General features: G+C 69.8%; 24 protein-coding genes. 14 read left to right on the top strand and 10 right to left on the bottom strand.

Features of this window, described 5'->3' with window-relative positions; genetic code table 11:
* Window positions 1-34 precede the first annotated feature (34 nt).
* The gene (locus tag O6P37_RS24770) at window positions 35-388 is read right to left on the bottom strand and encodes a VOC family protein (protein ID WP_269896570.1); all 354 of its coding nucleotides are present in this window, start codon (window positions 386-388) and stop codon (window positions 35-37) included.
* A gap of 104 nt (window positions 389-492) precedes the next feature.
* On the opposite strand from O6P37_RS24770, the gene O6P37_RS24765 reads away from it, so the two are divergent.
* The 3 genes from O6P37_RS24765 to O6P37_RS24755 are packed head-to-tail and all read left to right on the top strand — an operon-like array spanning window position 493 to window position 2540.
* A complete protein-coding gene (locus O6P37_RS24765; protein WP_269896569.1) occupies window positions 493-1122 on the top strand; it encodes a TetR family transcriptional regulator in 630 nt (209 codons plus the stop codon).
* 38 nt (window positions 1123-1160) lie between these two features.
* Entirely contained in the window at window positions 1161-1817 is a 657-nt protein-coding gene (locus O6P37_RS24760; protein ID WP_269896568.1) for an enoyl-CoA hydratase-related protein, read from the top strand.
* A gap of 54 nt (window positions 1818-1871) precedes the next feature.
* A complete protein-coding gene (locus O6P37_RS24755) occupies window positions 1872-2540 on the top strand; it encodes a GAP family protein (protein ID WP_269896567.1) in 669 nt (222 codons plus the stop codon).
* 7 nt (window positions 2541-2547) lie between these two features.
* On the opposite strand, the gene O6P37_RS24750 is transcribed toward O6P37_RS24755, so the two are convergent.
* The 3 genes from O6P37_RS24750 to O6P37_RS24740 form a co-directional block, all read right to left on the bottom strand.
* Window positions 2548-3471, bottom strand: a complete 924-nt coding sequence (locus O6P37_RS24750) for an antibiotic biosynthesis monooxygenase (protein ID WP_269896566.1) — start codon at window positions 3469-3471, stop codon at window positions 2548-2550.
* Between the two features lie 13 nt (window positions 3472-3484).
* Entirely contained in the window at window positions 3485-4882 is a 1398-nt protein-coding gene (locus tag O6P37_RS24745) for an amidohydrolase family protein (protein ID WP_269896565.1), read from the bottom strand.
* An 88-nt stretch (window positions 4883-4970) separates the two neighbouring features.
* Entirely contained in the window at window positions 4971-5618 is a 648-nt protein-coding gene (locus tag O6P37_RS24740; protein WP_269896564.1) for a TetR/AcrR family transcriptional regulator, read from the bottom strand.
* 95 nt (window positions 5619-5713) lie between these two features.
* Here O6P37_RS24740 and O6P37_RS24735 point away from each other — a divergent pair, with 95 nt between their 5' ends.
* The 3 genes from O6P37_RS24735 to O6P37_RS24725 are packed head-to-tail and all read left to right on the top strand — an operon-like array spanning window position 5714 to window position 8830.
* Complete coding sequence (locus O6P37_RS24735; RefSeq protein ID WP_269896563.1) at window positions 5714-6715, top strand: ABC transporter permease; 1002 nt, start codon at window positions 5714-5716, stop codon at window positions 6713-6715.
* 11 nt (window positions 6716-6726) lie between these two features.
* Window positions 6727-7893 carry an FAD-binding oxidoreductase gene (locus tag O6P37_RS24730; RefSeq protein ID WP_269896562.1) on the top strand — a complete coding sequence of 389 codons (1167 nt, stop codon included), beginning with the start codon at window positions 6727-6729 and terminating at the stop codon, window positions 7891-7893.
* 22 nt (window positions 7894-7915) lie between these two features.
* Window positions 7916-8830, top strand: coding sequence for an aldose 1-epimerase (locus O6P37_RS24725; protein WP_269896561.1), 915 nt, complete (start codon window positions 7916-7918; stop codon window positions 8828-8830).
* Here the strand turns inward: O6P37_RS24725 and O6P37_RS24720 are convergent.
* The 4 genes from O6P37_RS24720 to dnaK all read right to left on the bottom strand — a co-directional run bounded on the left by O6P37_RS24720 (window position 8827) and on the right by dnaK (window position 12972).
* Window positions 8827-9204: a heat shock protein transcriptional repressor HspR gene (locus tag O6P37_RS24720; RefSeq protein WP_269896560.1), complete on the bottom strand. Its 378-nt coding sequence runs from the start codon at window positions 9202-9204 to the stop codon at window positions 8827-8829. The genes O6P37_RS24725 and O6P37_RS24720 overlap by 4 nt on opposite strands.
* Window positions 9204-10370: a molecular chaperone DnaJ gene (dnaJ, locus tag O6P37_RS24715; RefSeq protein WP_269896559.1), complete on the bottom strand. Its 1167-nt coding sequence runs from the start codon at window positions 10368-10370 to the stop codon at window positions 9204-9206. Before dnaJ ends, O6P37_RS24720 begins: the two co-directional genes overlap by 1 nt.
* A gap of 149 nt (window positions 10371-10519) precedes the next feature.
* Window positions 10520-11119 (bottom strand): nucleotide exchange factor GrpE, encoded by a 600-nt coding sequence (grpE, locus tag O6P37_RS24710; protein ID WP_269896558.1) that lies wholly within the window; start codon window positions 11117-11119, stop codon window positions 10520-10522.
* The gene (dnaK, locus tag O6P37_RS24705; RefSeq protein WP_269896557.1) at window positions 11116-12972 is read right to left on the bottom strand and encodes a molecular chaperone DnaK; all 1857 of its coding nucleotides are present in this window, start codon (window positions 12970-12972) and stop codon (window positions 11116-11118) included. Before dnaK ends, grpE begins: the two co-directional genes overlap by 4 nt.
* 195 nt (window positions 12973-13167) lie before the next feature.
* On the opposite strand from dnaK, the gene O6P37_RS24700 reads away from it, so the two are divergent.
* Window positions 13168-13881 (top strand): oxygen-binding di-iron domain-containing protein, encoded by a 714-nt coding sequence (locus tag O6P37_RS24700; protein WP_269896556.1) that lies wholly within the window; start codon window positions 13168-13170, stop codon window positions 13879-13881.
* A gap of 13 nt (window positions 13882-13894) precedes the next feature.
* Here the strand turns inward: O6P37_RS24700 and O6P37_RS24695 are convergent, their stop codons facing one another.
* Entirely contained in the window at window positions 13895-15634 is a 1740-nt protein-coding gene (locus O6P37_RS24695) for an acyl-CoA dehydrogenase family protein (RefSeq protein ID WP_269896555.1), read from the bottom strand.
* Between the two features lie 107 nt (window positions 15635-15741).
* The gene (locus O6P37_RS24690; protein ID WP_269896554.1) at window positions 15742-16365 is read right to left on the bottom strand and encodes a DUF1942 domain-containing protein; all 624 of its coding nucleotides are present in this window, start codon (window positions 16363-16365) and stop codon (window positions 15742-15744) included.
* A gap of 113 nt (window positions 16366-16478) precedes the next feature.
* Here O6P37_RS24690 and O6P37_RS24685 point away from each other — a divergent pair, with 113 nt between their 5' ends.
* The 7 genes from O6P37_RS24685 to O6P37_RS24655 all read left to right on the top strand — a co-directional run bounded on the left by O6P37_RS24685 (window position 16479) and on the right by O6P37_RS24655 (window position 23716).
* Window positions 16479-18998, top strand: a complete 2520-nt coding sequence (locus tag O6P37_RS24685) for an excinuclease ABC subunit UvrA (RefSeq protein ID WP_269896553.1) — start codon at window positions 16479-16481, stop codon at window positions 18996-18998.
* Between the two features lie 58 nt (window positions 18999-19056).
* Window positions 19057-19593 (top strand): hypothetical protein, encoded by a 537-nt coding sequence (locus O6P37_RS24680; RefSeq protein WP_269896552.1) that lies wholly within the window; start codon window positions 19057-19059, stop codon window positions 19591-19593.
* Between the two features lie 87 nt (window positions 19594-19680).
* Window positions 19681-21105, top strand: coding sequence for a glucose-6-phosphate dehydrogenase (zwf, locus tag O6P37_RS24675; protein ID WP_269896551.1), 1425 nt, complete (start codon window positions 19681-19683; stop codon window positions 21103-21105).
* Between the two features lie 4 nt (window positions 21106-21109).
* Window positions 21110-21730 (top strand): TIGR03085 family metal-binding protein, encoded by a 621-nt coding sequence (locus O6P37_RS24670; protein ID WP_269896550.1) that lies wholly within the window; start codon window positions 21110-21112, stop codon window positions 21728-21730.
* 11 nt (window positions 21731-21741) lie between these two features.
* Window positions 21742-22683, top strand: coding sequence for an LLM class F420-dependent oxidoreductase (locus O6P37_RS24665; protein WP_269896549.1), 942 nt, complete (start codon window positions 21742-21744; stop codon window positions 22681-22683).
* A 33-nt stretch (window positions 22684-22716) separates the two neighbouring features.
* Window positions 22717-23157 carry a hypothetical protein gene (locus O6P37_RS24660; RefSeq protein ID WP_269896548.1) on the top strand — a complete coding sequence of 147 codons (441 nt, stop codon included), beginning with the start codon at window positions 22717-22719 and terminating at the stop codon, window positions 23155-23157.
* A 13-nt stretch (window positions 23158-23170) separates the two neighbouring features.
* A complete protein-coding gene (locus O6P37_RS24655; RefSeq protein ID WP_408633249.1) occupies window positions 23171-23716 on the top strand; it encodes a hypothetical protein in 546 nt (181 codons plus the stop codon).
* Window positions 23717-24220: the final 504 nt, after the last annotated feature.

Here is a 24220-nt window from a genome sequence, read left to right as displayed (position 1 = left end):
CGGCGCCGGGCCGGGGGCGCGCAAGCGGCGGGCCTCAGTAGACGGGCCGGAAGCCCCCGATGACGCCGATGACGTTGCCGTCCGGGTCGGCGATCTGTGAGAACCGCACGCCCTTGTTGGCCTCGACGATCTCGCCGGGATCGATGCCCCGGCCACTCAATTCAGCGAGGTGAGCGTCGAGGTCGTCGACCGCGACGTTGAGCTGCCCCTTCCCCGCCCGCTCGGGATCCACGAACACCTGAACCCATGCGCCCGGGTTCACTTGCCACTCGGTGAGGCTGGGCATCGGGTCGTTGTCCGCCGGTCGCCCGAACAGCGTGGCGTACCACTGCCGGCTCTTCTCGAGGTCGGACACCGGGACCACGGCCAGTACGTGCTCGATCGACATGTCGGGACTCCCATCTCGTAATCGTCGTCTGTAGGTAGACCCCTCGACACTGCCGAACTCATCAGATCAAGTTACAGAGCAAGCGCTCTGTTATGGTTGAAGCCATGCCCCGGCCCCGCGTGCACGACCTCGACCGCGTGCTCGACGCCGCCGAGGAGCTCGCGGTCACCGCCGGGCCCGCCGCGGTGACGATCCGCGCCCTGTCCGAGGCGACTTCGGTGTCCAACGGCGCGCTGTATCACGCATTCGGATCACGGGCCGGGCTGCTCGGCCGGGCGTGGGTACGGGCCGCAGAGAGCTTCCTGCAGCTCCAGCGCGATGTCGTCGAGCAGGCGCTCACCGGCGGCGACGACGCAGCCGGCGACGCGAGCGCGGTGGAAGCCGTTGTCGTGGCGGCACTCTGCCCGGCGTTGTTCTTCGACCGGAAGCCGACCTCGACGCGGTTCCTGCTGAACGTTCCCCGCGACGAACTACTCCGGTCCGCAGAGGTGCCGGACGGCGTCGCCGATCAGCTGCGCCGACTCGACACGGCGCTCGGCGAGCTCTTCGTGCGGTTGTCGCGCAGCCTGTGGGGCCGCGCGGACAGACAGTCCGTCGCTGTCATCCGCGACTGCGTCGTCGAGCTCCCGACCGCACTGCTGCTGCACGGCGACCGCACCGCCGACCCCGCCGCGCGTGAACGGCTGGCCGCCGCCGTGCGGGCCGTCCTGACCATTCCGCCGCCCACCCCCTGAACCCCCATCTCCACCCCCACGAAAGGACAACCCCCTCAATGCCCTCGACACTCGAGTACCGCGACACCATCGCCGTGCTGACCCTCGGCGACGACGAGAACCGCTTTTCCATCGACTGGCTGGACACCGTGAACACCCAGCTCGACGAGGTCACGGCCAACGCACAGGCGCTGATCACCACCGGAATCGGCAAGTTCTACTCCAACGGCCTCGACCTCGACTGGCTCGGCGCGAACGGCGATCGGCTGGGCTGGTACGTCGGCCGGGTGCAGGAACTCCTCGACCGGCTGCTGACGTTCCCACTACCGACCGTCGCCGCGGTCAACGGCCATGCGTTCGGCGCAGGCTCCATGCTCGCGGTCGCCCACGACTACCGCGTCATGCGCGACGACCGCGGCTACTTCTGCTTCCCCGAGGTGGACATCCGCATCCCCTTCACCCCCGGCATGGCGGCGCTCATCCAGGCCAAGCTCCCCCCACAGACTGCCGTCACCGCCATGACCACCGGGCACCGCTACGGCGGCCCGGAAGCAGTCGCCGCCGCCCTCGTCGACGACACCGCGCCCGAAGACGGCATCGTCGAGGCCGCGGCGCAACGGCTGCAACCGATACTCGGCAAGGATCCCGGCACGCTCGGGGCGATCAAGACCACCATGTACGCCACGGTCTCCGCAGCGCTGCGGATTCCGGGGTGACGACGCGCCACGTCGATCCCCGGTCCGGCAGCCGCACTTGCTAGGTTTCACACCATGACCGGGCGTTGGGTGTCGACACTGGTCGAACTGATTCCCCTGGCGCTCGTGATCGCGCTGTCACCGCTGTCGATCATCCCGGCGGTGCTCGTGCTCCGCTCACCGCGGCCGAGGCCCGCCGGCCTGTCCTTCCTCGCCGGCTGGCTGCTCGGACTCTTCGGACTCGCCGCGGTCTTCCTGCTGGTGTCCGGCCTGGTCGGCAGCTTCGACAAGCCGCCGTCCTGGGCGTCGTGGCTGCGGATCGTCGTGGGCGTCGTCCTGATCGGTCTCGGGGTGTTCCGCTGGACGCGGCGCGGCGACACGCACACGCCGAAGTGGATGACCTCGCTGACCGGGTTGTCGCCGGCCCGCTCGTTCGTCACCGCGCTGACGCTGGTGGTCGTCAACCCGAAGGTGTTCTTCATCAGCGCCGCATCGGGCATGGCGATCGGCAGCAGCGGCCTCGGCGTCGCAGGCGCATGGTCGGCGGTCGTCTACTTCGCCCTCGTCGCCGGGTCGACGGTGCTGCTGCCCATCGTCGCGTACTCGCTCCTCACCCACCGTCTCGACGGGACGCTGCGCGGTGTCGGTGACTGGATGGAGCGCAGGCACGCCGTACTCGTCGCCGGAATCCTCGTCGTCATCGGTATCTTGGTGCTCTACAAGGGAATTCACGGCGTGATGTAGTCGTCGGTCACCGCCGGGCGAGCGTCTCGAAGAGCAACAGCGTGGCGGCGTAGAGCACCACAATCACCGCCGCACCGGCCAGATTGCTCCGCCAGCCGGTGCCCTCCACCGGGTCGAGCCACCGCCGGAACGGCCGCGACACCCACGGCATCAGCCACCACTGCATCAGCGACACACTGACCACCTGGCTCAGCCACAACGCCAGCCACGGCGGCGCGAAGAGCCGGTCCAGCACGGGCCCCAGATACCGCGACAGCGTCCACACGGTCGGGTACAGCACCAGCAGCAAAAGCATCGCCGACTTCCAGTTCGGCGTCATCACGATGCGGCCGTGCTCGGTGCGCACGGTGGTGCCCAGCGGCGTGGTGCTCGCCATCGGCACGAAGTCACGGCTCAGGCTCGAACGCAGGTCGGGCAGGTCGGCGCCGCGTTGCGGCGACGACGTCCACGCCGCGAGCTGCCGGTCGGTGCGGAAGCGCAGCACCGACAGTGACTCACCGCCCGCGTCGTCGAGGAAGAGCGACGTCCCCTCGTATCCGCTGAACCCGGCCGCCGCATCGGTGAGCAGGCGCTGGGCGCCGAGGAATTCGGCGCGTCTGCCCGCGGCGACCCGGTGCCGGAACGCCGCGACGCCCGGTGGCGGTGGCGCGTCGGCGGCCAGGATCAGCACCGGCGCCGACGGCCACCAGCCCTGTTCCCTGCCCTCCCTCAGCACCTCGGCCCGGGCGGCGCCGTCCAGCCACCGGTCCAGCTGTTCCGCATCGGTGAAGGTGACGGCGACCGCGGGTTCGAACGGCCCACCCTCGACGGCGATGCGCGTCGAGACGCACCCGTCGGCGTCGGCCGTGCACGCCGTCAGGGAACGGGCCCACTCGCCGAACGGCGCGCCGCCGCCCGGGTGGAACACCGACACCGCGGTCACCTGGTCCATGGGTTCTCGATACTCAGGCGACCACGCGCCGGCCCCGCACGTACACCTCGGCGATCGACGACTCCCGCAGACCCATCAGCAGCGCGAAGAGCGTCTGATCCCGGGCCAGGCCGGCGTCGTCGGCGCGGAATGCGTTACGCAGCAATCCTTTCAGGGCGCCTGCGGGCTGCACCACCACGAAGTCGGCCTCCTTGCCCTCGTCGAAATTGCCGAACCTGTCCTCCATGTCGAGGGCCCGCGCGCCGCCGAGCGTGCCGAGGAACAGCAGTTCGGCGGGATGCAGCGAGACGCCGGCCGCGCCGTCCTCACTGATGTGCTGCTTGAACGCGTCACCGAGCACCCGCGGCACCAGCCACTCGTCTCCCCCACCGAAATCCGTTCCCGCGGCGACATTCACCCCACTGGCGATGGTCCGCTTCCACGGCATGGTTCCCGAGCCGAGGAACAGCTGCGACACCGGGCAGTGCGCGATCGAGGTGCCGGTCTCCGCCATCCGCGCCAGTTCGACGTCCTGGCAGTGCACGCAGTGCGCGAGGATGGTCCGCGGGCCCAGCAGACTCTTGCCACCGACCTGCGAGCCCCGAAGGAACTTCCCGTCGTAGGTGTCGAGGTAGCTGTCCACCTGGTACTCCCGCTTGGTGGAGTCGACCTCGCCGGTGCCCGGGCGGTCGTTCTCGTTGAGGTGGGTGTGCACGTAGACGCCGCGATCGCGGACCTCGTCGTACAGCTCGCCGAGGTTCCTCAGGGTCTCGGTGGTCACCGACAGCGAGAACCTGGGCACGATCGCCACGTGCAGCAGCGCGGTGTCCACGTCGCCCGTGTCGGCCGCGTGCCACTTCTCGATCTCCTCGCGCGTCAGCCGGATCGCGTCCTCCTCGGAGGTGATCAGCGGCTCTGCGCTGGCCGGGCCGCGGGTCTGGATGCCCCGGCCCGACACGATCCGCAGGCCCGCCTTCTGCGTCTGGCTGAACAACGCGTCCTGCGCGTGCGGGAACGCCGAGCCGAACACCATCGCGGCGGTGGTGCCGGCCGCGACCCGGCGCCGGGTGAACTCCACCGCCGCCTCCTGCGCGAATTCGGGTTCTGCATATCTGGATTCGGACGGGAAGATGCAATTGGTGAGCCACTCCAGCAGCTGACCGCCGCCGTAGGAGTCCCCCGCATACGTCTGGGGGAAGTGGATGTGAGTGTCGACGAACCCCGGCAGCAGGTAGCCGCCGCGCTGGTCGTGCACCGTCGCCGACGCGTATTCGGCCGGCACTGCGGCTCTTTCGCCGGCGAACAGGACCCTGCCGTCGGAACCCACCACCAACGCCCCGTCCGGGACGGACACCAGCGCGGCGGCCGCCTCGGCGACGGTCGGGCTGCCCGTCAGGTGGAAGATGTGCCCGTAGTGGACGTCAGTGGTCATGACCCCTCGCAGAAATGTGCACAGCCTTCAACCCCGGCCCGTCGCGGAACGTTATCCCGCTCGGACAGAACCGTCGACCGCTACGGGATCAGTCGGTGCGCTCCGCCGATGGCAGCCCGAGCTCGTCGGCGTCGGCGGTGAGGTAGCGCGTCACGGTGGGCGCGAGCACGCGAACCAGTTCGTCGCCCGACAGCGTGGCCAGCGGCGGGATCTTCATGACGTAGCGCAGCATCGCGGTACCGACGAGCGTGGTCGCGGCGAGCGTCGCGCGCAGGCGTGCCGATTCGCCGCCGCCGAGCACGCCGGCGACCGCAGTGAGCACGTAGTTCTGCATGAAGCTGCGGAAGGCCTCGTGCGCGTCGGTGTTGGACGTCGCCGACTGCAGCATCGTGACCATGCTCGGCCCGCTCTCGGGAGACTCCCAGATCTTCAGGTACACCCGCACCATCCGGGTGCCGACGTCGGCGGGGCCATCGTCGTCGGACAGCGCGTCGACGAGTAGCTGCGGCTCGAGGATCAGCCGCAGCGATTCGCGGAACAGGGCGAGTTTCGAGCCGAACAGGTAGAGCACCATCGACGGGTCGACGTGGGCGTCGTCGGCAATGGCGCGCAGGGTGGTGCGCTCGTACCCCTCGCTGGCGAACCGCTTCTTTGCCGCGGCCAGCACCGCGTCCCGCGACACCGGCTCACCCTGCCGCCGCCCGCGGCGGCGCGGCGTCTTCGCTGGTGAAGCCATGCAACGACAATATCATTTCAATAGATGTTGAAAATGTGCAGTCGCGGCGTTACGCTCGCCACACCGAATTCAACAAACAATGAAAAGGAGCGGTCATGGCGACGACATCCGCACCGCACGCCCAGCACGCGGTGCCCACCCACGAGCCGCCGGCGGCGCTGCGGGCCGCCGGGATCCTCGCCGTCCTCACGGTCGTGCTCGCCACCATCGCGATCGCCTTTGCACTACCCGCCACCAAGTCGGCGCCCCACGACGTCCCGATCGGCATCGCCGGGCCGCAGGCCGCCAACGGGCAGATCGCCGAACGGCTCGACCGCCAAGCACCCGGCGCCTTCGCGGTGACCTACTTCCCCGGTGAGACCGCCCTGCGGGACGCGATCCTCCACCGCGACGTCTACGGCGGCATCGCCATCGGACCCGACGGCCCGCGCCTGCTCATCGCCACCGGCGCAGGCCCGGCCGTCGCCCAGATGCTCACCCAACTCGGCAACGGTCTCGCCCAACAGACCGGTGCCCCCATCCCCACCGAGGACCTCGCCCCGCCCACCGCGGACGATCCCCGTGGCGTCGGGCTTCCCGCCTCGGCGCTGCCCATCACCCTGGCCGGCCTGCTGCCGGCAGTCGCGCTGGTGCTCGTGCTGCGCCGCGAGGTGTGGACGCGCCTGGCGGCCGTCGTCCTGTATGCGCCGGTGGCCGGCTTCACCGTCGCCGCCCTGCTGCGTTATGCCTTCGGCTCCATCGACCAGAACCTCTGGGGCGTGGCCGCCGGACTGACGCTCGGCGTGCTGGCATCCGGGCTGCTGCTGCTCGGCCTCGGATCGCTGTTCGGCCGGCCAGGCCTGATCGCCGGCGCCGCGTTGGCCGTGCTGCTCGGCAACCCGCTCTCGGGCCTGGCCTCCGCGCCGGAACTGCTGCCCAGCGGCTGGGGTCAGCTGGGCCAGCTCCTGCCGCAGGGCGCCACCGCGACACTGCTGCGGTCGACGGCGTTCTTCTCCGGCAACGGAGCCGGCACCGCGATCGCCGTCCTGACCTGCTGGGCCGCCTTCGGGGCGACGCTCGTGGTCATCGCCGCGATGCGCCGCAGCCGGGTCACTTAGACTCGAACGGCGTGGGACTCGACGACCGTGACGCGCTGATGCTGCTGCGTGACGCCGTCGACCCCGCCCTCGGCTCCGACGAGACGATCCGCCGGTTCTACACCCACTGGTTCGCCATCGACCTCTCGGCACGCGACCTGTTCCCCCCGGACATGGAGCAGCAGCGCAGAGTCTTCGCCCAGGCGATGACCTGGCTGTTCGGGGAACTGATCGCGCAGCGCGCCGAGGAGCCGGTGGCGTTCCTCGCTCAGCTCGGTCGCGACCACCGCAAATACGGTGTCACGCAGGGCCATTACGACTCCATGGCCCACGCGCTGTCCACCGCGCTTCGCGACCGGCTGAGCGACCGATGGGACGACCGGCTCGCCGAGGCCACCCACGACGCGGTCACCCTGGTCACCGGCGTGATGCGCGGCGCCGCTGACGCCGAGGCGGCGCCGGCCTACTGCGACGGCACGGTGATCGAACACATCCGGGCCTGCCGGGACGTGTCGGTGGTGCGGCTGCAGCTCGACCAGCCGCTCTTCTACCACCCCGGCCAGTACGTGACCGTGCAAGTGCCGCAATGGCCCAGGCGCTGGCGCTACCTGAGCCCGTCCATTCCCGCGGACCGCGGCGGGGCGATCGAGTTCCACATCCGGTCGGTGCCCGGCGGCATGGTCAGCACCGCCATCGTCGGCGAGACGCAGCCGGGCGACCGGTGGCGGCTGTCCAGCCCGCACGGCGGCCTGCACGTCGACCGGGCCGGCGGGGACGTGCTGATGGTCGCGGGAGGCACCGGGCTGGCGCCGCTGCGCACCCTGATCATGGACATGACCCGGTTCGGCGACAATCCGCGGGTGCACCTGTTCTTCGGCGCCCGATTCCCCTGCGAGCTCTACGATCTGAAGACGCTGTGGCAGGTCGCGTCGACCAACCCGTGGCTCTCGGTGACGCCGGTGTCGGAGTTCAGCACCGATCCGCCGTGGGCGGCCGACTTCCCCGACGTCCGACCTCCGCGTGGCCTGCACGTCCGGCAGACCGGCCTGCTGCCGGACGTGGTGACCCGCTACGGCAACTGGGGCGACCGGCAGATCCTGGTCTGCGGGGGGCCGCAGATGGTCGAGGCGACCAGGGCCGCACTCATCGCGAAAGGCGCACCGGCCGAACGGATCCAACACGACCCGCTCGCCGGCTGACCGTCCGTGAAAGACTCGGACGATGCCTGACCACACCCCTGTCACCCTGCGCGATCCGTCGTCCTCGCTGACCGCCACATACGTCCCGTCGGCGGGCATGATCTGCACGTCGCTGGCCGACGACGGCGTCGAGTTCCTCGGCCAGCGCCGCGGCGTGGAGGCCTACATCGCCGCGGGCAAGACGATGGGCATCCCGATCCTGTACCCGTGGGCCAACCGGTTGGGCGCCAACGAGTACGACGTCGACGGCACGCAGGTCGCCGTGACCCCGGGCGAGGCGGGGGTGCGCGCCGACGAACACGGCGCACCCATCCACGGTGTGCTCGCCGCCGATCCCGGCTGGGACGTCGTCGAACAGGACGGCCACCGGCTGGTCGCGAGCCTCGACTGGGGCGCGACGCCGCGGCTGATGGAGTCGTTCCCGTTCCCGCACGTCCTGACCATGTCGGTGACACTGGCCGACCGCAGGCTGACCGTGGCCACCACCGTGACGGCGTCCACCGACACCCCGGTGCCGCTGTGCTACGGCTACCACCCGTACCTCACGGTGCCCGGGGTTCCACGCGAGGAGTGGGAGCTGCAGACGCCGGCCATGCGGCGGCTGCCCACCGATGACCGCGGCATCCCGACCGGGGAACACGCCGAATGGGTCGCCGAATCCGAGCCGCTCGGACGCCGCGAACTCGACGACGGATTCGACGAGGTGCCCGAGGGCGCGGTGTTCGTGCTGTCCGGGGGCGACCGGCGTATCGAGGTCACCTATGTCCGCGGCTATCCCGCCGCGCAACTCTTCGCGCCGGGCAGCGATGCCGTCGTCGGCATCGAGCCGATGGCCGCGCCGACCGATGCACTGCGGCGTGGCGGGTACCGGACGGCGGAGCCCGGCACCGGGCCGCACTCCGGGGACACCGCCACGTTCACCATCGCCGTCGACTAGCGCTTGTGCCGCGGCTGCCAGACCACCAGTGCCTTGGTGGACGACACCGCGACATCGCGCCGCTGGCGGGCGCGCAGCTCGTCGATCTCGGCGGCCATCTCCTTGAGCCGTGACTGCAGTGCCTCGACCTGGTTGGTCAGCTCGATGATGCGCTTGATCCCGGCCAGGTTGACGCCCTCGTCCTGGGACAGCCGCTGCACTTCACGCAGAAGATCGACGTCGCGCTCCGAATACCGCCGTCCGCCACCGGAACTGCGCTGCGGACTGACCAGACCGAGCCGGTCGTACGTGCGCAGCGTCTGCGCATGCATGCCCGCGAGTTCAGCGGCCACCGAGATCAGGAACGTGCGGGCGTCGTCGGCACGCTTGGGCATCACGCACCCGCCCATCCCGCCCGCGGGTCGAATCCGCTGGCGCGTTCGGCTTTCGCGTACGCCTCCAGTGCCTCGGCGGCCTCACCCTCGAGATTCGGTGGCACCGCGACCTTCACCGTGACCAGCAGATCGCCATGGCCACCCGACCGCTTGGGCACACCGCGCCCGCGCACCCGCAGGATGCGGCCGTCGGAGGTGCCACGGGGCACCCGCACGCCGACCTTGCCCTCCAGCGTCGGCACCGAAAGCGTTGTGCCGAGAGCGAGCTCGTGGAAGCTCACCGGCACCGTGACGGTCAGGTCGTCACCGTCGCGGCCGAACACCTTGTCCGCGCGGACGTGCACGGTCACGTACAGGTCACCCGATGGCGCCCCGCGCAGCCCCGCCTCACCCTGGCCGGCCAGCCGGATGCGCTGACCGTCCTCGACACCCGGTGGGATCCGGACGTTGATGGTCCGGGTGCGGGTGGTGACGCCGGAACCGCTGCACTCGCCGCAGGGGTGCTCGATGATCGAGCCGCTGCCCTTGCACTCGGTGCACGGTTCGGAGAAGCCGAACGCCCCCTGGTTGCGGTTCACCACGCCCGAGCCGTTGCAGTTCGGGCACACCTTCGGGCTGGTGCCCGGGCGTGCGCCGCTGCCATGGCAATTCGTGCAGGGCGCCTGGCTGGTCAGCCGAAGCGGCATCGCCACGCCCTTGGTGGCCTCCAGGAACGACAGCTCGGCCTCGGTCTCGAGGTCGTTGCCGCGCCGCGGCCGGGTCGGCCGTGGCTGGGCGGCGCCCCGGCCGAACAGCCCGCCGAACAGGTCGCCGATGTTCGCGCCGCCGGTCTGGCCGGCCGCGTCGAAGAGGTCGTTGAGGTTGAACTCGGCACCGTCGCCGCCGTTGCCGAACGTGCTGCCGCTGAACCGGCCGCGACCGAAACCGCCACCGGCGAACAGCCTTCGGGTCTCGTCGTACTCCTTGCGCTTGGCCGTATCCGACAGCACGCTGTGGGCCTCCGACACCGCCTTGAACCGCTCGGAGGCGGCCGGATCGGGATTGGTGTCGGGGTGCAGGTCGCGGGCCAGCTTGCGGTAGGCACGCTTGATGTCGTCGGCGCTGGCGTCAGAGGAGACGCCGAGCTCCTTGTAGAAGTCCTTCTCGACCCATTCTCTTTGGGCCATCAGCGCGTCACCCCCTTACCTTTCTAGAGTCGGGTGTTGTTCGATTGTGCTGCCTTGCGGGCCCGCCGGCCGGGTTTCCGGTTCGACGTGCCGCTCCTGCCCGCCGGAAGAGCGGCGGCCGGGAGCCTTCGACTCCCGACCGCCGGTGCTCATTCCGCGTCCTGGGCGGAGCCGGCCTGCTCACCGGCGTCGTCGGCGGGTGCCTCGGGAACCGTGTCCACCACGCCGACGAGCGCGTGGCGCACCACCTGCTCGCCGACCCGGTATCCGCGTCGCATCACCGTGCCGACGATCGGGTGGGTGCCTTCGCCCTCGTGCTGCACGGCTTCGTGCAGCGCCGGGTCGAAGGGGTCGCCCTCCTCGCCGAATCCGGAGAGTCCCAGCCCTTCCAGCGCGGTCGCCAGCTTGTCGGCGACCGACTTCAGCGGGCCGGACTCCAGATCACCGTGGCTGCGCGCCCGGTCGAGGTCGTCGAGCACGGGCAGCAGCTGGGTGACGGCCGAGACCTTGGCCCGCTCGGCGATGAGCTGCTGATCGCGCAGCGTCCGCTTGCGGTAGTTGTCGTACTCGGCCTTCACCCGCTGCAGGGTGCCCTTGAGTTCGGCGACCTCGTCGGTGTCCGACTCGGGGCCGGGGGCGGCGGGCGCCGGCTCACTGGGAGCCGGCGCCTCGCGGACCTCACCGGTGTCGGGATCGATGCGCCGTTTGTCGGTGATGGTCACCGGCTCGTGCGGATCGTTCTCACTCACTTGTTCTCCCGGTCATCCTCGACGACCTCGGCATCGACGACGTCGTCATCGCTGTTGGTGGAGCCGCCGGCAGCGCCGCCCGCGGCCTGCTCGGCCTGGGTGGCCTCGTAGATCGCCTGGCCCAGCGCCTGACTCTCCTCGCCCAGCTTCTCCATCGCGGCCTTGATCGCCGAGATGTCGGTGCCGGCAAGCGCCGACTTGGCGTCGGCCACCGCGGAGTCCACCTTGGTCAGCGTGTCCTCGGGGACCTTCGAGCCACCTTCGGCCTCGCGCTGCTCCTTGACGAACTTCTCCGTCTGGTAGACCAGCGACTCGGCCTGGTTGCGGACGTCGGCCTCCTCGCGACGCTGGCGGTCCTCCTCGGCGTGCGCCTCGGCGTCCTTGATCATCCGGTCGATCTCCTCCTTGGACAGGCCGGAGCCCTCCTGGATGCGGATCGTGTTCTCCTTGCCGGTGCCCTTGTCCTTCGCGGTGACGTGCACGATGCCGTTGGCGTCGATGTCGAACGTCACCTCGATCTGGGGCACGCCGCGCGGAGCCGGCGGGATGCCGGTCAGCTCGAAGGAGCCGAGCAGCTTGTTGTGCGAGGCGATCTCACGCTCACCCTGGAACACCTGGATCTGCACCGACGGCTGGTTGTCGTCGGCCGTGGTGAACGTCTCCGACCGCTTGGTCGGGATCGTGGTGTTGCGCTCGATGAGCTTGGTCATCACGCCGCCCTTGGTCTCGATGCCGAGGCTCAGCGGGGTGACGTCGAGCAGCAGGACGTCCTTGACCTCACCCTTGAGCACGCCGGCCTGCAGGGCCGCGCCGACCGCGACGACCTCGTCGGGGTTGACGCCCTTGTTGGGCTCCTGCCCACCGGTCATCTCCTTGACGAGCTCGGAGACCGCGGGCATCCGGGTGGAGCCGCCGACCAGCACCACGTGATCGATGTCGGACACCGAGATGCCGGCGTCCTTGATCACCTGCTGGAACGGCTTGCGGGTGCGGTCCAGCAGATCCTGGGTGATGCGCTGGAATTCCGAGCGGGTCAGCTGCTCGTCGAGGAACAGCGGGTTCTTGTCCGCGTCGACGGTGATGTAGGGCAGGTTGATCGAGGTGCTCTGCGAGCTCGAGAGCTCGATCTTCGCCTTCTCGGCGGCCTCACGCAGCCGCTGCATCGCCATCTTGTCCTTGGTCAGGTCGATGCCGCTGGTGCCCTTGAACTTCTCGACGAGCCACTCGACGATCCGGTCGTCCCAGTCGTCGCCACCGAGGTGGTTGTCACCCGAGGTGGCGCGCACCTCGACGACGCCTTCGCCGATCTCCAGCAGGGACACGTCGAACGTGCCGCCGCCGAGGTCGAAGACCAGGATGGTCTGTTCCTTCTCGCCCTTGTCCAGGCCGTAGGCCAGGGCGGCCGCGGTGGGCTCGTTGACGATGCGCAGCACGTTCAGCCCGGCGATCTGGCCGGCTTCCTTGGTGGCCTGCCGCTGGGCGTCGTTGAAGTACGCAGGCACGGTGATGACCGCGTCGGTGATGTCCTCACCCAGGTAGCTCTCGGCGTCGCGCTTCAGCTTCTGCAGGATGCGCGCGCTGATCTCCTGGGGGGTGTAGTTCTTGCCGTCGATCTCCACGGACCATTCCGTGCCGATCTCACGCTTGACCGAACGGATGGTCCGGTCGACGTTGGTGACCGCCTGGTTCTTGGCGGGCTGGCCGACGAGCACCTCGCCGTTGCGGGCGAATGCGACGACCGACGGTGTGGTGCGCGAGCCCTCCGAGTTCGCGACGACGACGGGATCGCCGCCCTCGAGCACCGCGACCACGGAGTTGGTGGTCCCGAGGTCGATTCCGACCGCACGAGCCATGGTGTTGCCTCCTGATTAGATACGTAGGGTCTGAGCGGACCGCACTCAAGACTGCAACCGCTGACCGCTTCGTGTCAACCCAGACTTGAGCCTAATTCACTCAACTTGTTCGAATGGCTCAACGGGGCTGCCCGCCGATTTGTTCCCGGCGGCGTATCCGGTCCGAAACGGTCGCGGTCGGCGGACCATCGATTGATGGACACCGTTGTGGACGAGATCGGGCCCGGCTTCTTCCGGCTGTCGACCTGGATCCCCGACATCACCGAGCACGGCTTCACGATGAACCAGTTCCTGCTGACCGGCGACGAACCGTTCCTCTTCCACTGTGGACAACGCCTGCTGTTCCCGCTGGTGTCCGCGGCGCTGCGCCGGGTCATGCCCGTCGAGGAGCTGCGGTGGATCTCCTTCGGCCACGTGGAGGCCGACGAGTGCGGAGCGATGAACCACTGGCTGGCGGCCGCACCGCACGCCGAGGTGATCCACGGTCCGCTGGCGTGCATGCTGTCGCTCACCGACATGTGCGACCGCCCGCCGGTGGCCGCCACGGACGAGCCCCTCGACATCGGGGGTCACGTCCTGCGATTCCTCCCGACGCCCCATGTCCCGCACAACTGGGAGGCCGGCCTCTGGTTCGACGAGAGCACCGGCACGCTGCTGGCCGGTGATCTGTTCACCCACGCAGGCAGATGCCCCGCGCTTACGGAGTCCGACCTTGTGGGACCGGCCCTGCAGGCCGAGGAGTTCTTCCACGCGACGGGTCTGACCGCCACGCTCGGGCCGACACTGACCACGCTGGCCGATCTGCGCCCGACGACGCTGGCGACGATGCACGGGGCCTCGTTTGCCGGCGACGGCGCGGCGCAACTGCACGCACTCGCCGACGGATACGCCCAGATGGCGCGCGCCTGACGGGCGCCGGTGGTCAGGGCCGCATCTCGTAGGCGCCGTCGTAGGACACCACCTGCGCCCACACCCGGTCGAATCGCTCGGCGTCGGCCACCGGCTTGCGCAGCGCGGACACCGCCCAGCCCTGCTGGGCGTCGGTCGAGCTCGGCTTGCCGTGCAATGCGACGGCGTAGCCGGAGAAATCGCGGATCGCGACGTCGAAGATCTGATCGAGCAGGTCGCCGTCGAGGCCGGTGATCTCGGCCTGCTCGAGGATCAGCTGGCCGTAGACCACCAGGGAGAACAGGTGGCCCACGACGAGCACGAAGTCCAGGTCGCGCTGCTGGTTCACGTCGGGCGGTGACGTCGTCAGCAGGTCTTTCAGCGCCTGTACCTGCTCGTAGAACACCGCCACGTTGGGCACGCCGAGGTGGCGTTCGTACACCGGCGCCCAGTCGGCGAACTGGACTCTCGATGCGCCCCGGGCCGGACCCTGCGACCAGAAGAAGACGTCGTCGGCCGGGTCACGGCGGGTGCCGACCTCTGGATAGCTCGCCGGATTGAACATGTAGTTGGGCATGAACTTGAGGATCTGCGCGACGTTGACGTGCACGGTGCCCTCGAGCCTCGGCAGTGCGCCGATCAGGCGGGCGACCTCACAGAAGTAGGTGTTCCGTTCGAAACCCTTGGCGGCGAGGATGTCCCACAGCAGCGTCACCACCTTCTCGCCCTCCGAGGTCACCTTCGACTTCGTGACGGGGTTGAACAGCAGGTAGCGACGGTCGTCGAGACTCGCGCTGCGGAAGTAGTCGACGGCGCGGTCGCTGAAGAGTTTCATCGCGATCAGGCGGGCGAACGCCTCGACGAAACCCGCTCGCACATGCGGGAAGTCGGTGACGGGGTTGCCGTACAGGATGCGGTTGTTGGCGTGGGTGATCGCCTCGTAGAACGCGTGCTCGCACATCCCGATGGAGCCGCTGCAGAGGTTGAACTTGCCGACGTTGACGGTGTTGAGGGCCGCGGAGAACGCGTCCGGTCCGGTGCACAGGATGTCCTCCTCGTGCACCGGGTATTCGTTGAGCCGGAAGTTGCTCACGAACATCTGGCCGTGCACCACGTTGCCGATCAGCTCGTAGGCGTCGTGCCCGGAGTCCGCGACGAACCACACGTATCCGTCGGCCCCCTCGACGTCGGTGCGGCGCGAGAACACCGAGACCATGCCCGCCACGTTGCCGTTGCCGATGTAGTACTTCTCGCCCGATGCGCGGAACACGACGCCCTCGTCGTCGTCGGCGCCCGCCGGCGTCAACAGCAGGTCGGTGTTGTAGATGTCGGCGCCGTGTTCGCGTTCGGAGAGCGCGAACGCCATCACCCCGCCGTCCTCGAGCTGCGCGGCGGCCTTCTCCTTGGCCTTGATGTTGTCGCTCTGCCAGATCGGCCCGAGCCCGAGGATGGTGACCTGCTCGGCGTACCAATAGGCCAGCCCGTAGAAGCCGAGGATCTCGCTCAGCGCGGCGTTGCGGGAGGTGTCCCAGCGCTTGTCCGGATCGCCGCCGCCGTACTCCGACGGGGTCAGGAACGTCGCGAACAGCCGTTCGCGCTTGACGAAGTCGAGGAAGTCCGACACCCAGGCCGCCTGCAGATCGTCGTCGAGGAGCCTGTTCTTCCCGCGCTCCTCGAACCAGTCGATCAGCGCCCGGAGCAGCCGCCGCGTCTCGGCGTCGAAATGTTGCGGGTCATAGGCGTTGGGATCGAGCAGCAGTCCGCTCTCCGGCATGGTGGCCCCTTCCGTCGGGCGGTCGGCGTCGAATCTACGGCCCCGCGGGCCCGCGTCGACCGGAACCGCCACGATGGCCGGGACCACCGCGAGGGAGCCGGGGCGATCTAGCCTTCGCTCTCTTCGCCGTCTTCCTCAGTGTTCACGGCTTCACCTTCGAGGTACGGGAGGCCGAGTTCCTCGTCGGTTTGATCGGGCACTCCTTGCGAGGCGCCTTCCGGTCCGCCACCCTCGCCGCCTGCCGAGTCGCTGCCGTCGCCACTGGGCAGCGGCTGACCGGCCTGCACCCAGGTCAGCACATCCCCGGCCCCGTTGTTGTAGACCACGCTGTTCGGCGCCTCACCGACGACGGCGAAGTAGATCTGACCCTTTCTCGTATCGCCCTGCAGGAGTGGGAATGTGCTGAGATTCGAGACGCCGGCCAGGACGGGATAGGTGGCACCACTCGCCGAGCGGGCGGTGAAGGACGGCACCGCCGGAATGACCGTGCCCTGCAGTGCCTTGGCCATCACCGTGGCCTCGTACAGCTGACCGCCGGCCGGGGGCGCGACGGGGGCCGAGCTCGGCACGATCCTGCTCACGGTGTACGCGACTTCGGTGCCGTTCTGACTCGCGGACGCCTCGCTTCCTGCGACCAGGATGCTGCTCTCTGCTGCCGCCGGCGACGCGGTACCGATGCCGATCATGACTGCGCCGGCAGTGACAACGCCCGCCAGTTTCGTAGTGTCCACGGTGTACTCCCTTGCCGTTGTGTTTGGTAGACGGCGTTACCCGAGGAAGAGGCATTCAAACTCCGCAGTCAGCACCGCCCGCCTCTGCGCCACGCCGTGACATGGTGGCTCACATGACGCCCGGTCCCGATCGCGAACCACTCGATCCGTACGTGCGCGTCCGGGGATCGCGGGTGCACAACCTGCGCTCCGTCGACGTGGCCGCACCACGCGACGCCTTCGTGGCCTTCACCGGCGTATCGGGTTCCGGCAAATCGTCGCTGGCGTTCGGCACGATCTACGCCGAGGCGCAGCGCAGGTATTTCGAGTCCGTCGCTCCGTACGCCCGGCGGCTGCTGCTGCCCGCGGGCGCTCCGAAGGTCGACGACATCACCGGACTCCCTCCGGCGGTGGCGCTTGCGCAGCGACGGGGTTCGTCCTCTTCGCGCTCGACGGTCGGTACGGTGACGACGCTGTCGAACCTGTTGCGCATGTTGTTCTCCCGGGCCGGCACCTACCCGCCGGGGAGCACCGAACGACTCGACTCCGACGCCTTCTCCCCCAACACCGCCGTCGGCGCGTGCCCGGAATGCCACGGGCTCGGCCGCGTCCACCGGGTCACCGAGGACACCCTGGTGCCCGATCCGTCGCTGAGCATCCGCGAGGGCGCGGTCGCGGTGTGGCCGGGCGCGTGGCAGGGGCAGAACCTGCGCGACATCCTCATCACGCTCGGCTACGACATCGACAGACCTTGGCGCAAACTGCCCAAGCGGCACCGGGATTGGATTCTCTTCACCGACGACCAGCCGACCGTCGAGATCGATCCGGGCGTGCACCCGGTGACGGCCGACTACTACTACAACGGCACCTTCTCCAGCGCCGAACGCCATGTCCGCCACACGCTGGCCAACTCACAGAGCGCCGCCATGCGCCGCCGGGTGCTGCAGTACGTCGACAGCGCCGAGTGTCCGGTCTGCCACGGCGCCGGGCTGCGCCCCGAGTCCCTGGTTGTGTCCTTCGCGGGCCGCTCCATCGCCGACTACGTCGCCATGCCGCTGGCAGAGCTCGCCGAGGCGTTGCGGCCCACCGCCGTTCGGACGGACTTCGCACCCGCCTACGAGTCGACGGAGTCCGGTGAGCTCACCGAGGTGGCCACGATGATCGCCGCCGATCTGGTTGCCCGGATCGCGATCCTGGTGGACCTCGGGCTGGGCTACCTGAGCATGGACCGCCGCACACCGACGGTGTCGCCGGGTGAGCTGCAGCGTCTCAAGCTCGCCACGGAGTTGCGGTCCGGACTGTTCGGCGTGCTCTACGTGCTCGACGAACCGTCGGCGGGGCTGCACCCGGCCGACGCCGAACCGCTGCTCGAGGTGCTGGACAGGCTTCGCCGCGCCGGCAATTCGCTCTTCGTCGTCGAGCACGACATGGATGTGGTGCGCCGCGCCGATTGGATCGTCGACGTCGGACCGGGTGCGGGTGAGCACGGCGGCGAGGTGCTCTACAGCGGACCGGTGGCGGGGCTGGCCGATGTCGCCGCGTCGACCACGCGCCGCTACCTGTTCGACGACGCGACACGCGAGGCCGGGAGGCGACGGACGCCGCGGAGCACACTGGAACTTCGCGGCATCGACTTCCACAACCTGCACGGCCTCGACGTCGACCTGCCGCTCGGCGTGTTCACCGCGGTGACGGGCGTCTCCGGGTCGGGAAAGTCCACTCTGGTGTGCAAGGTGCTGGGCGACGTGGTCGCGCGCCACCTCGGATCCGGCGGCACGGCAATGCAATCCGCCGAGGACGTCGACGACGCCGACCAGATGCTCGACATCGACCTCGACGCGAGCGTCGGGGTGAGCGCCGACGGCGTCGAAATCATCGACCGGCTGATCAGCGTCGACCAGCGTCCGATCGGTCGCACGCCGCGGTCGAACCTCGCCACCTACACCGGCATGTTCGACGCCGTCCGGCGCGCGTTCGCCGAGACCGAGGAGGCCAGGCGGCGGGGGTGGTCGGCGGGCCGGTTCTCGTTCAACGTCGCCGAGGGACGCTGCCCCACCTGTCAGGGCGAGGGGTTCGTCGCCGTCGAACTGCTCTTCCTGCCCGGCACCTATGCCACGTGTCCGACCTGCCACGGCGCCCGCTACTCCGACGAGACGCTCGAGGTCATCTACCGCGACCGCACCATCGCCGATGTCCTCCAGATGACCGTCGACGAGGCAGGCGACTTCCTGGCCGACCTTCCCGGCGCGGCCCGCAGCCTCGCCACGTTGCGCGACGTCGGGCTGAGCTACCTGCGGCTCGGGCAGCCCGCCACCGAACTGTCCGGCGGCGAGGCCCAGCGCATCAAGCTGGCGTCGGAACTGCAGCGGAGTCGGCGCGGCCACACGCTCTACGTGCTCGACGAACCCACCACGGGTCTGCACCCCGCCGACGTCGAGCGGCTGGAAGAACAGCTGCACCAGCTGGTCGACGCGGGGAACACGGTCGTCGTCGCCGAACACGACATGAACGTCGTGGCGGGCGCCGACTGGGTGATCGACCTGGGCCCCGGCGCCGGTGACGACGGTGGCCGCGTGGTCGCCGCGGGCACCCCGGACGCGGTGGCCGCATCGCGACGAAGCAGGACCGCGCCGTACCTGGCCACCCGACTCTGACGCCATTCCACGCGCGTCACTTCCGTCACTGCCGCCCCACACTCGGTAGCCTGGGCGGATGAGGCTCGCCCCGGCGATCGCAGCCGTCCTGGCCATCGGTGCGCTCGTCACGGGCTGCCAGAGCACCCCCGAGGCGCCACCGCGGATCAAGCCGATCTCGCCGACGGAGCCGACGTTCCCGACGCCGCGGCCCAGCCGGACCCCGGCCGCCAAACCGCCGACATCCACGCCGCCTGCGCCGCCTGCGCCGCCGCCGGCCCAGGAATTGCCCGCCGAGAACGGCTACGTCTTCATCCAGACGAAGTCCGGCAAGACCCGCTGCCAGCTCGACACCGACGAGGTCGGCTGCGAAGCGCCGTTCACCGACGCCCCCGAGGTCGACGGCGCGCCCGCCAACGGGGTGCGCGTGAGCGCAGGCGGCGGCATCGAATGGGTGGTCGGCAACCTCGGCGACATCCCCGCCGTCACCCTCGACTACCGCAGCTACCGCGCCGTCGGCTGGACCATCGAGGCCACCCCAGACGGCACCCGGTTCACCAACGACGGCACCCGGCACGGCATGTTCGTCGCCGTGGAACGGGTCGACACTTTCTGACGTTCTTCCTCACACCTGTTTTGCCGCGACGCCTGCCGGGCAACTCACCAGCGTGCACCCCCACGAAGCCAGCATCGGCCCAGCCGCATGACCGCCGACGACCGGCCGCCGCCGCAGGTGTTCGTACTCTTCGGCGCGACCGGCGACCTCGCCGAGCGCAAGCTCTTTCCCGGCCTCTACAAGTTGGCCGCCGCGTCGCGCCTGCCCGCTGACTACGCGGTGATCGGGTCCGGGCGCCACTCTCCCGGCAGCGACGACGAATTCCGGGACACCGTCCGCGACGGCCTGCGCGACACCGTCGACGACATCGACGACGACGTGTTGTCGGATCTGGTGCAGCGCATCACCTTTCAGACATCGGACGCCGACGACGGCAGCGACCTCGCCGACGCCGTCCGGCAGGCCCGCGACAAGCTGGGCGAGGACGCCCGCATCCTGATCTACCTGTCGGTGCCGCCGACGGCGATGCGGCCGATGATCGGCATGCTCGGACGCGAGCACCTCACCGACGACGCCCGCATCGTGGTGGAGAAGCCGTTCGGCACCGACCTGGAGTCGTCGCGCGAACTCGACGCGGCGCTCAAGGAGGTCGTCGACGAGGAGCAGGTGTACCGCATCGACCACTTCCTCGGGAAGGAAGCGGTGCAGAACATCCTGGCGCTGCGCTTCGCCAACGGCCTGATCGAGCCGGCATGGAACCGCGACCACCTGGAGTCGGTGCAGATCGACGTGCCCGAGGAACTCACCGTCGAGGGCCGCGGCAGCTTCTACGAGTCGACCGGTTGCTTCCGGGACATGATCTCCACACATCTGTGCCAGGTGCTGGGGTTCGTCGCGATGGAGCCGCCGGTGCACCTCGACGCGACGTCGCTGCGCAACGAGAAGGCCAAGGTGTTCCAGGCGATGCGGCCGCTGGACCCGGAGCGGGTGGTGTTCGGCCAGTACGAGGGATACCGCGACGAGGACGGCGTCGCCGACGACTCCGACGTCGAGACCTACGTCGCCCTCGAGGCCTACGTCGACACCGAACGCTGGCAGGGGATGCCCTTCTACCTGCGCACCGGCAAGGCGATGGGCGGCACCCGCCGCACCGTCACGCTGACCTTCCGCAGCCCCCCAATGGGACGCTTCGGCGACCAGACCTACGGGTCGAACCAGCTGGTGCTCGAACTCAGCGACGACGCCGCGGTCGGCGCGCACCTGATGGCCAAGCGCCCGGGCCCCGACCTGTCGCTCATGCCGGTGAGCCTGCACGTCGACCTCGCCGAGGCCGATCCCGACGGCGACAGCCCGCTCGAGGCCTACGAACGCCTGCTGCTGGACGTGATGCGCGGCGACCAGACGCTGTTCACCCGCGCCGACGAGGTGGACCGGCTGTGGCAGGTGTGCCAACCGGTGCTCGACGCGCGGCCGCCGGTCCGCCCCTACGCCGAGGGAAGCTGGGGACCCGACGAGGCGCTCGCCCTACCGGGAGTCTCCGGCTGGCGGCTGCCGGATGAGTCAGGAGAATGACACCATGACCGCTGCCCAGCGCGAACGCGCCGCACTCGTCGAGACGATGCGGGCCACGGACCCGGGGGACGCCACGCTGTGCGAGGGGTGGGACACCCGCGACCTCGCCGCACACCTGGTGATCCGGGAGTACCGGCTCGACGCCGCGCCCGGTATCGCGATCCCCTTCTTCGCCGGCCGGACCGACCGGATCCAGGAGCAGGTCGCGCAGTCCACCGACTGGAATCGGATGCTGGACAAGATCGCCGCGGGTCCGCCGGTCTGGTCACCGTTCAAGCTGCTCGACCCGGTGGCCAACCTGGCCGAGATGTTCATCCACCACGAGGACGTCAGGCGGGCGCACCCCGGCTGGGAGCCCCGCGATCTCGACGCCGACGCCGTCAAGGGACTCACCCGCACGCTGTCGCTGTTCGCGCGTCTGACGCTGGCCAAGGCGCCCACCCGGACCGCGCTGCGGACGCCCGCAGGCAAGACGCTGGTCACCGCCGGAAAGGGTGCGCCGGTCACGGTGACTGGCCGGCCCGAGGAGTTGCTGCTGTTCGCGGCGGGCCGGGAGGCGCGGGTGGATCTCGACGGCGATCCGCAGGCGGTGCAGGCGCTGCGTGACGCGCCGAAGGGTCTGTAGGTTCGACGAACGTGGACCTCGCCGACTTCCGTGTCTTCGTCGAGCCCCAGCAGGGGGCGACCTATGCCGATCAACTCGCGGTCGCCAGCACCGCCGAACAGCTGGGCTACTCGGCCTTCTTCCGATCCGACCACTACGTCGCGATGAGCGGGGACGGCCTGCCCGGGCCGACCGACTCGTGGATGACGCTCGCCGGGATAGCGCGGGAGACGACCTCGATCCGGCTGGGCACGATGGTCACCTCCGCCACCTTCCGCCATCCAGGCCCGCTCGCGATCTCCGTCGCCCAGGTCGACGAGATGAGCGACGGCCGAGTCGAATTGGGCCTCGGCGCCGGCTGGTACGAGGCGGAGCATCGCGCCTATGCCATCCCGTTCCCGCCGCTGGGCGAGCGGTTCGACCGGCTCACCGAGCAGCTCGACGTGATCACCGGACTCTGGGCGACGCCTTCGGGTGAGACGTTCGACTACGCGGGCGAGCACTACACCGTCGCGGAGTCGCCCGCCCTGCCGAAACCGGTGCAGTCGCCACGGCCGCCGATCATCATCGGTGGCGCCGGTCCGAAGCGGACGCCCGCACTCACCGCGCGGTTCGCCGACGAGTTCAACATCCCGTTCGTGCCGCTGGACACGCTGAAGACCCAGTACGGCCGGGTGGCCGCGGCACTCGCCGACGCGGGCCGGCCGGAGGACTCGCTGGTCTATTCGGCGGCCTTCGTGCTGTGCGCCGGCCGCGACGACGCCGAGGTGGCGCGGCGAGCGGCCGCGATCGGGCGGGAGGTCGACGAGCTGCGCGGCAATTCGCCGGTGACGGGAACCCCCGCGGAGATCGTCGACAAACTCGGCCCGTTCGTCGAGGCCGGGGTGCAGCGGGTGTACCTGCAGATGCTCGACATGTCCGACCTCGACCACTTGGCGCAGTTCGCTGCGGAGGTCATCCCACAGCTGAACTGACCGGATGGCCGGGCATGGATAGGATCGGTGCCCGTGACCGGCGACGACGATGACCGCGACCGGCAGGACCCCGCGGAGCCGCCGTGGCACGAGTCGACCTCCAAGTTGCTGGGGGCGAGTGTCGCCGGGCTGGCCGCCATCGCCCTCGTCGTCTGGGGCGTGACGGCCGTGTCCCGGGACGAACCCGACAACACGCCCGCCGACTTCGTGGATTCGACGTTCTCGAGTTCCTCGCCCTCGGATTCGGCGACCTCGACCACCTCGACGATCACCACCACCCGGTCGATTCAGACCACCGAGATCAACCCCGTTGACCCGGCACTGACGCCGCCACCTCCGACTTCGGCTCCGGAGTCTTCGAACACCCGGTCCCGCGCACCCCGCACGAGGGAGAGCGAGGACGACGAACCGACGTCGACGCGCCGCCGGCCGCGCCTCAACGAGACCCGCTCCCTGTACCCCGGCGCCAACTGAGGGCCTACTATCGATGCCCGTGGCGCGTGATCCGAACAACTACAGCGACGACGATCCGACGCAGTACGGCAGCCAGGCCTACGGCAGTGAGGCCTACGGCAACGAGCCGACGCAGTACAGCGATTACGGCGGTGGTTACGGCGAACCGCCCGGCGGTGGTGCGCCCCCGCCGGAGGAGCCGCAGCCCTGGTATCGCAAGCCTGCCGCGCTGGTCGCTCTCGGTGCGCTGGTCGCGCTGCTGATCGCGTTGATCATCTGGCTGGTGATCCAGCTGACGTCCGACGACTCCACATCGGGCGAGACCACCACGACGACCACCACGACGACGTCGTCGACCGACGAGACGTCGGCGCCCGTGGGCCCGCCGCCGACCGAGACGGTGACCGAGTCGTCGTCCGCGCCGGAGACCACGACGACGGCGCCGACCACCACGACCACGACCACCCCGCCGACCACCACCACGACGACGACACCGCCGACCACCACCACGGTCGAGACCAGCACGAGCACCAGCACGGTGACGATCACCGTGCCGACGCTGGTCCCGCCCGGCGGCTGATCCGCGCTGGCTTCGCGTCCCTACGGACGAGAGCGCGCTGAGGGCTGTGCACAGCCATGTGCGCGGTGTCGTGTGTAGGCGCCCGGCGGATCAGTGCCTCCGAGGAGGCGCCGAGTCAGCAGGTCGTCTCGGCTGAGGGCACGCACTCGGCCGGCGCCTCGGCCGCGGGCGCCGGCTCCGGTGCGGGCTCAGGAGCAGGTTCCGGCGCGGGCGCGGGCTCCGGCTCGGGCTCCGGGGCGGGTTCGGGCTCGGGCTGAGGTTCCGGCTCAGGCTGAGGTTCCGGCGCTGGCTCCGGCTCCGGCTGGGGCGCGGGCTCCTGCGGCGCAGGCTCCTGCGGCGCGGGGTCCTGCGGCGACGGCAGCTGCGGGAAGTCCACCGGGATCTGTGGCCATGCGATCGGCAGTTGCGGCACTGCGGGCGCGGGTGCGGCCGGGGCGGGCGCGGGCCGCGGGACGGCACGGGGCGCCGGGCGCGGCGCAGCAGGGCGCGGCGCACCGGCGGCCA

The organism is Mycobacterium hippophais (genome assembly GCF_027529605.1).
GTDB lineage: Bacteria > Actinomycetota > Actinomycetes > Mycobacteriales > Mycobacteriaceae > Mycobacterium > Mycobacterium arseniciresistens.
This window is presented reverse-complemented; position numbering and strand designations above follow the sequence as displayed.

Coding starts and splice junctions, on each gene's coding strand:
- O6P37_RS24760 (WP_269896568.1), top strand. CDS start 1,161: ATGCCCTCGACACTCGAGTACCGCGACACCATCGCCGTGCTGACCCTC.
- dnaK (WP_269896557.1), bottom strand. CDS start 12,972: ATGGCTCGTGCGGTCGGAATCGACCTCGGGACCACCAACTCCGTGGTC.
- O6P37_RS24695 (WP_269896555.1), bottom strand. CDS start 15,634: ATGCCGGAGAGCGGACTGCTGCTCGATCCCAACGCCTATGACCCGCAA.
- O6P37_RS24700 (WP_269896556.1), top strand. CDS start 13,168: ATGGACACCGTTGTGGACGAGATCGGGCCCGGCTTCTTCCGGCTGTCG.
- O6P37_RS24680 (WP_269896552.1), top strand. CDS start 19,057: ATGAGGCTCGCCCCGGCGATCGCAGCCGTCCTGGCCATCGGTGCGCTC.
- zwf (WP_269896551.1), top strand. CDS start 19,681: ATGACCGCCGACGACCGGCCGCCGCCGCAGGTGTTCGTACTCTTCGGC.
- dnaJ (WP_269896559.1), bottom strand. CDS start 10,370: ATGGCCCAAAGAGAATGGGTCGAGAAGGACTTCTACAAGGAGCTCGGC.
- O6P37_RS24750 (WP_269896566.1), bottom strand. CDS start 3,471: ATGGACCAGGTGACCGCGGTGTCGGTGTTCCACCCGGGCGGCGGCGCG.
- O6P37_RS24735 (WP_269896563.1), top strand. CDS start 5,714: ATGGCGACGACATCCGCACCGCACGCCCAGCACGCGGTGCCCACCCAC.
- O6P37_RS24685 (WP_269896553.1), top strand. CDS start 16,479: ATGACGCCCGGTCCCGATCGCGAACCACTCGATCCGTACGTGCGCGTC.
- O6P37_RS24670 (WP_269896550.1), top strand. CDS start 21,110: ATGACCGCTGCCCAGCGCGAACGCGCCGCACTCGTCGAGACGATGCGG.
- O6P37_RS24655 (WP_408633249.1), top strand. CDS start 23,171: ATGCCCGTGGCGCGTGATCCGAACAACTACAGCGACGACGATCCGACG.
- O6P37_RS24740 (WP_269896564.1), bottom strand. CDS start 5,618: ATGGCTTCACCAGCGAAGACGCCGCGCCGCCGCGGGCGGCGGCAGGGT.
- O6P37_RS24725 (WP_269896561.1), top strand. CDS start 7,916: ATGCCTGACCACACCCCTGTCACCCTGCGCGATCCGTCGTCCTCGCTG.
- O6P37_RS24770 (WP_269896570.1), bottom strand. CDS start 388: ATGTCGATCGAGCACGTACTGGCCGTGGTCCCGGTGTCCGACCTCGAG.
- O6P37_RS24745 (WP_269896565.1), bottom strand. CDS start 4,882: ATGACCACTGACGTCCACTACGGGCACATCTTCCACCTGACGGGCAGC.
- O6P37_RS24755 (WP_269896567.1), top strand. CDS start 1,872: ATGACCGGGCGTTGGGTGTCGACACTGGTCGAACTGATTCCCCTGGCG.
- O6P37_RS24765 (WP_269896569.1), top strand. CDS start 493: ATGCCCCGGCCCCGCGTGCACGACCTCGACCGCGTGCTCGACGCCGCC.
- O6P37_RS24720 (WP_269896560.1), bottom strand. CDS start 9,204: ATGCCCAAGCGTGCCGACGACGCCCGCACGTTCCTGATCTCGGTGGCC.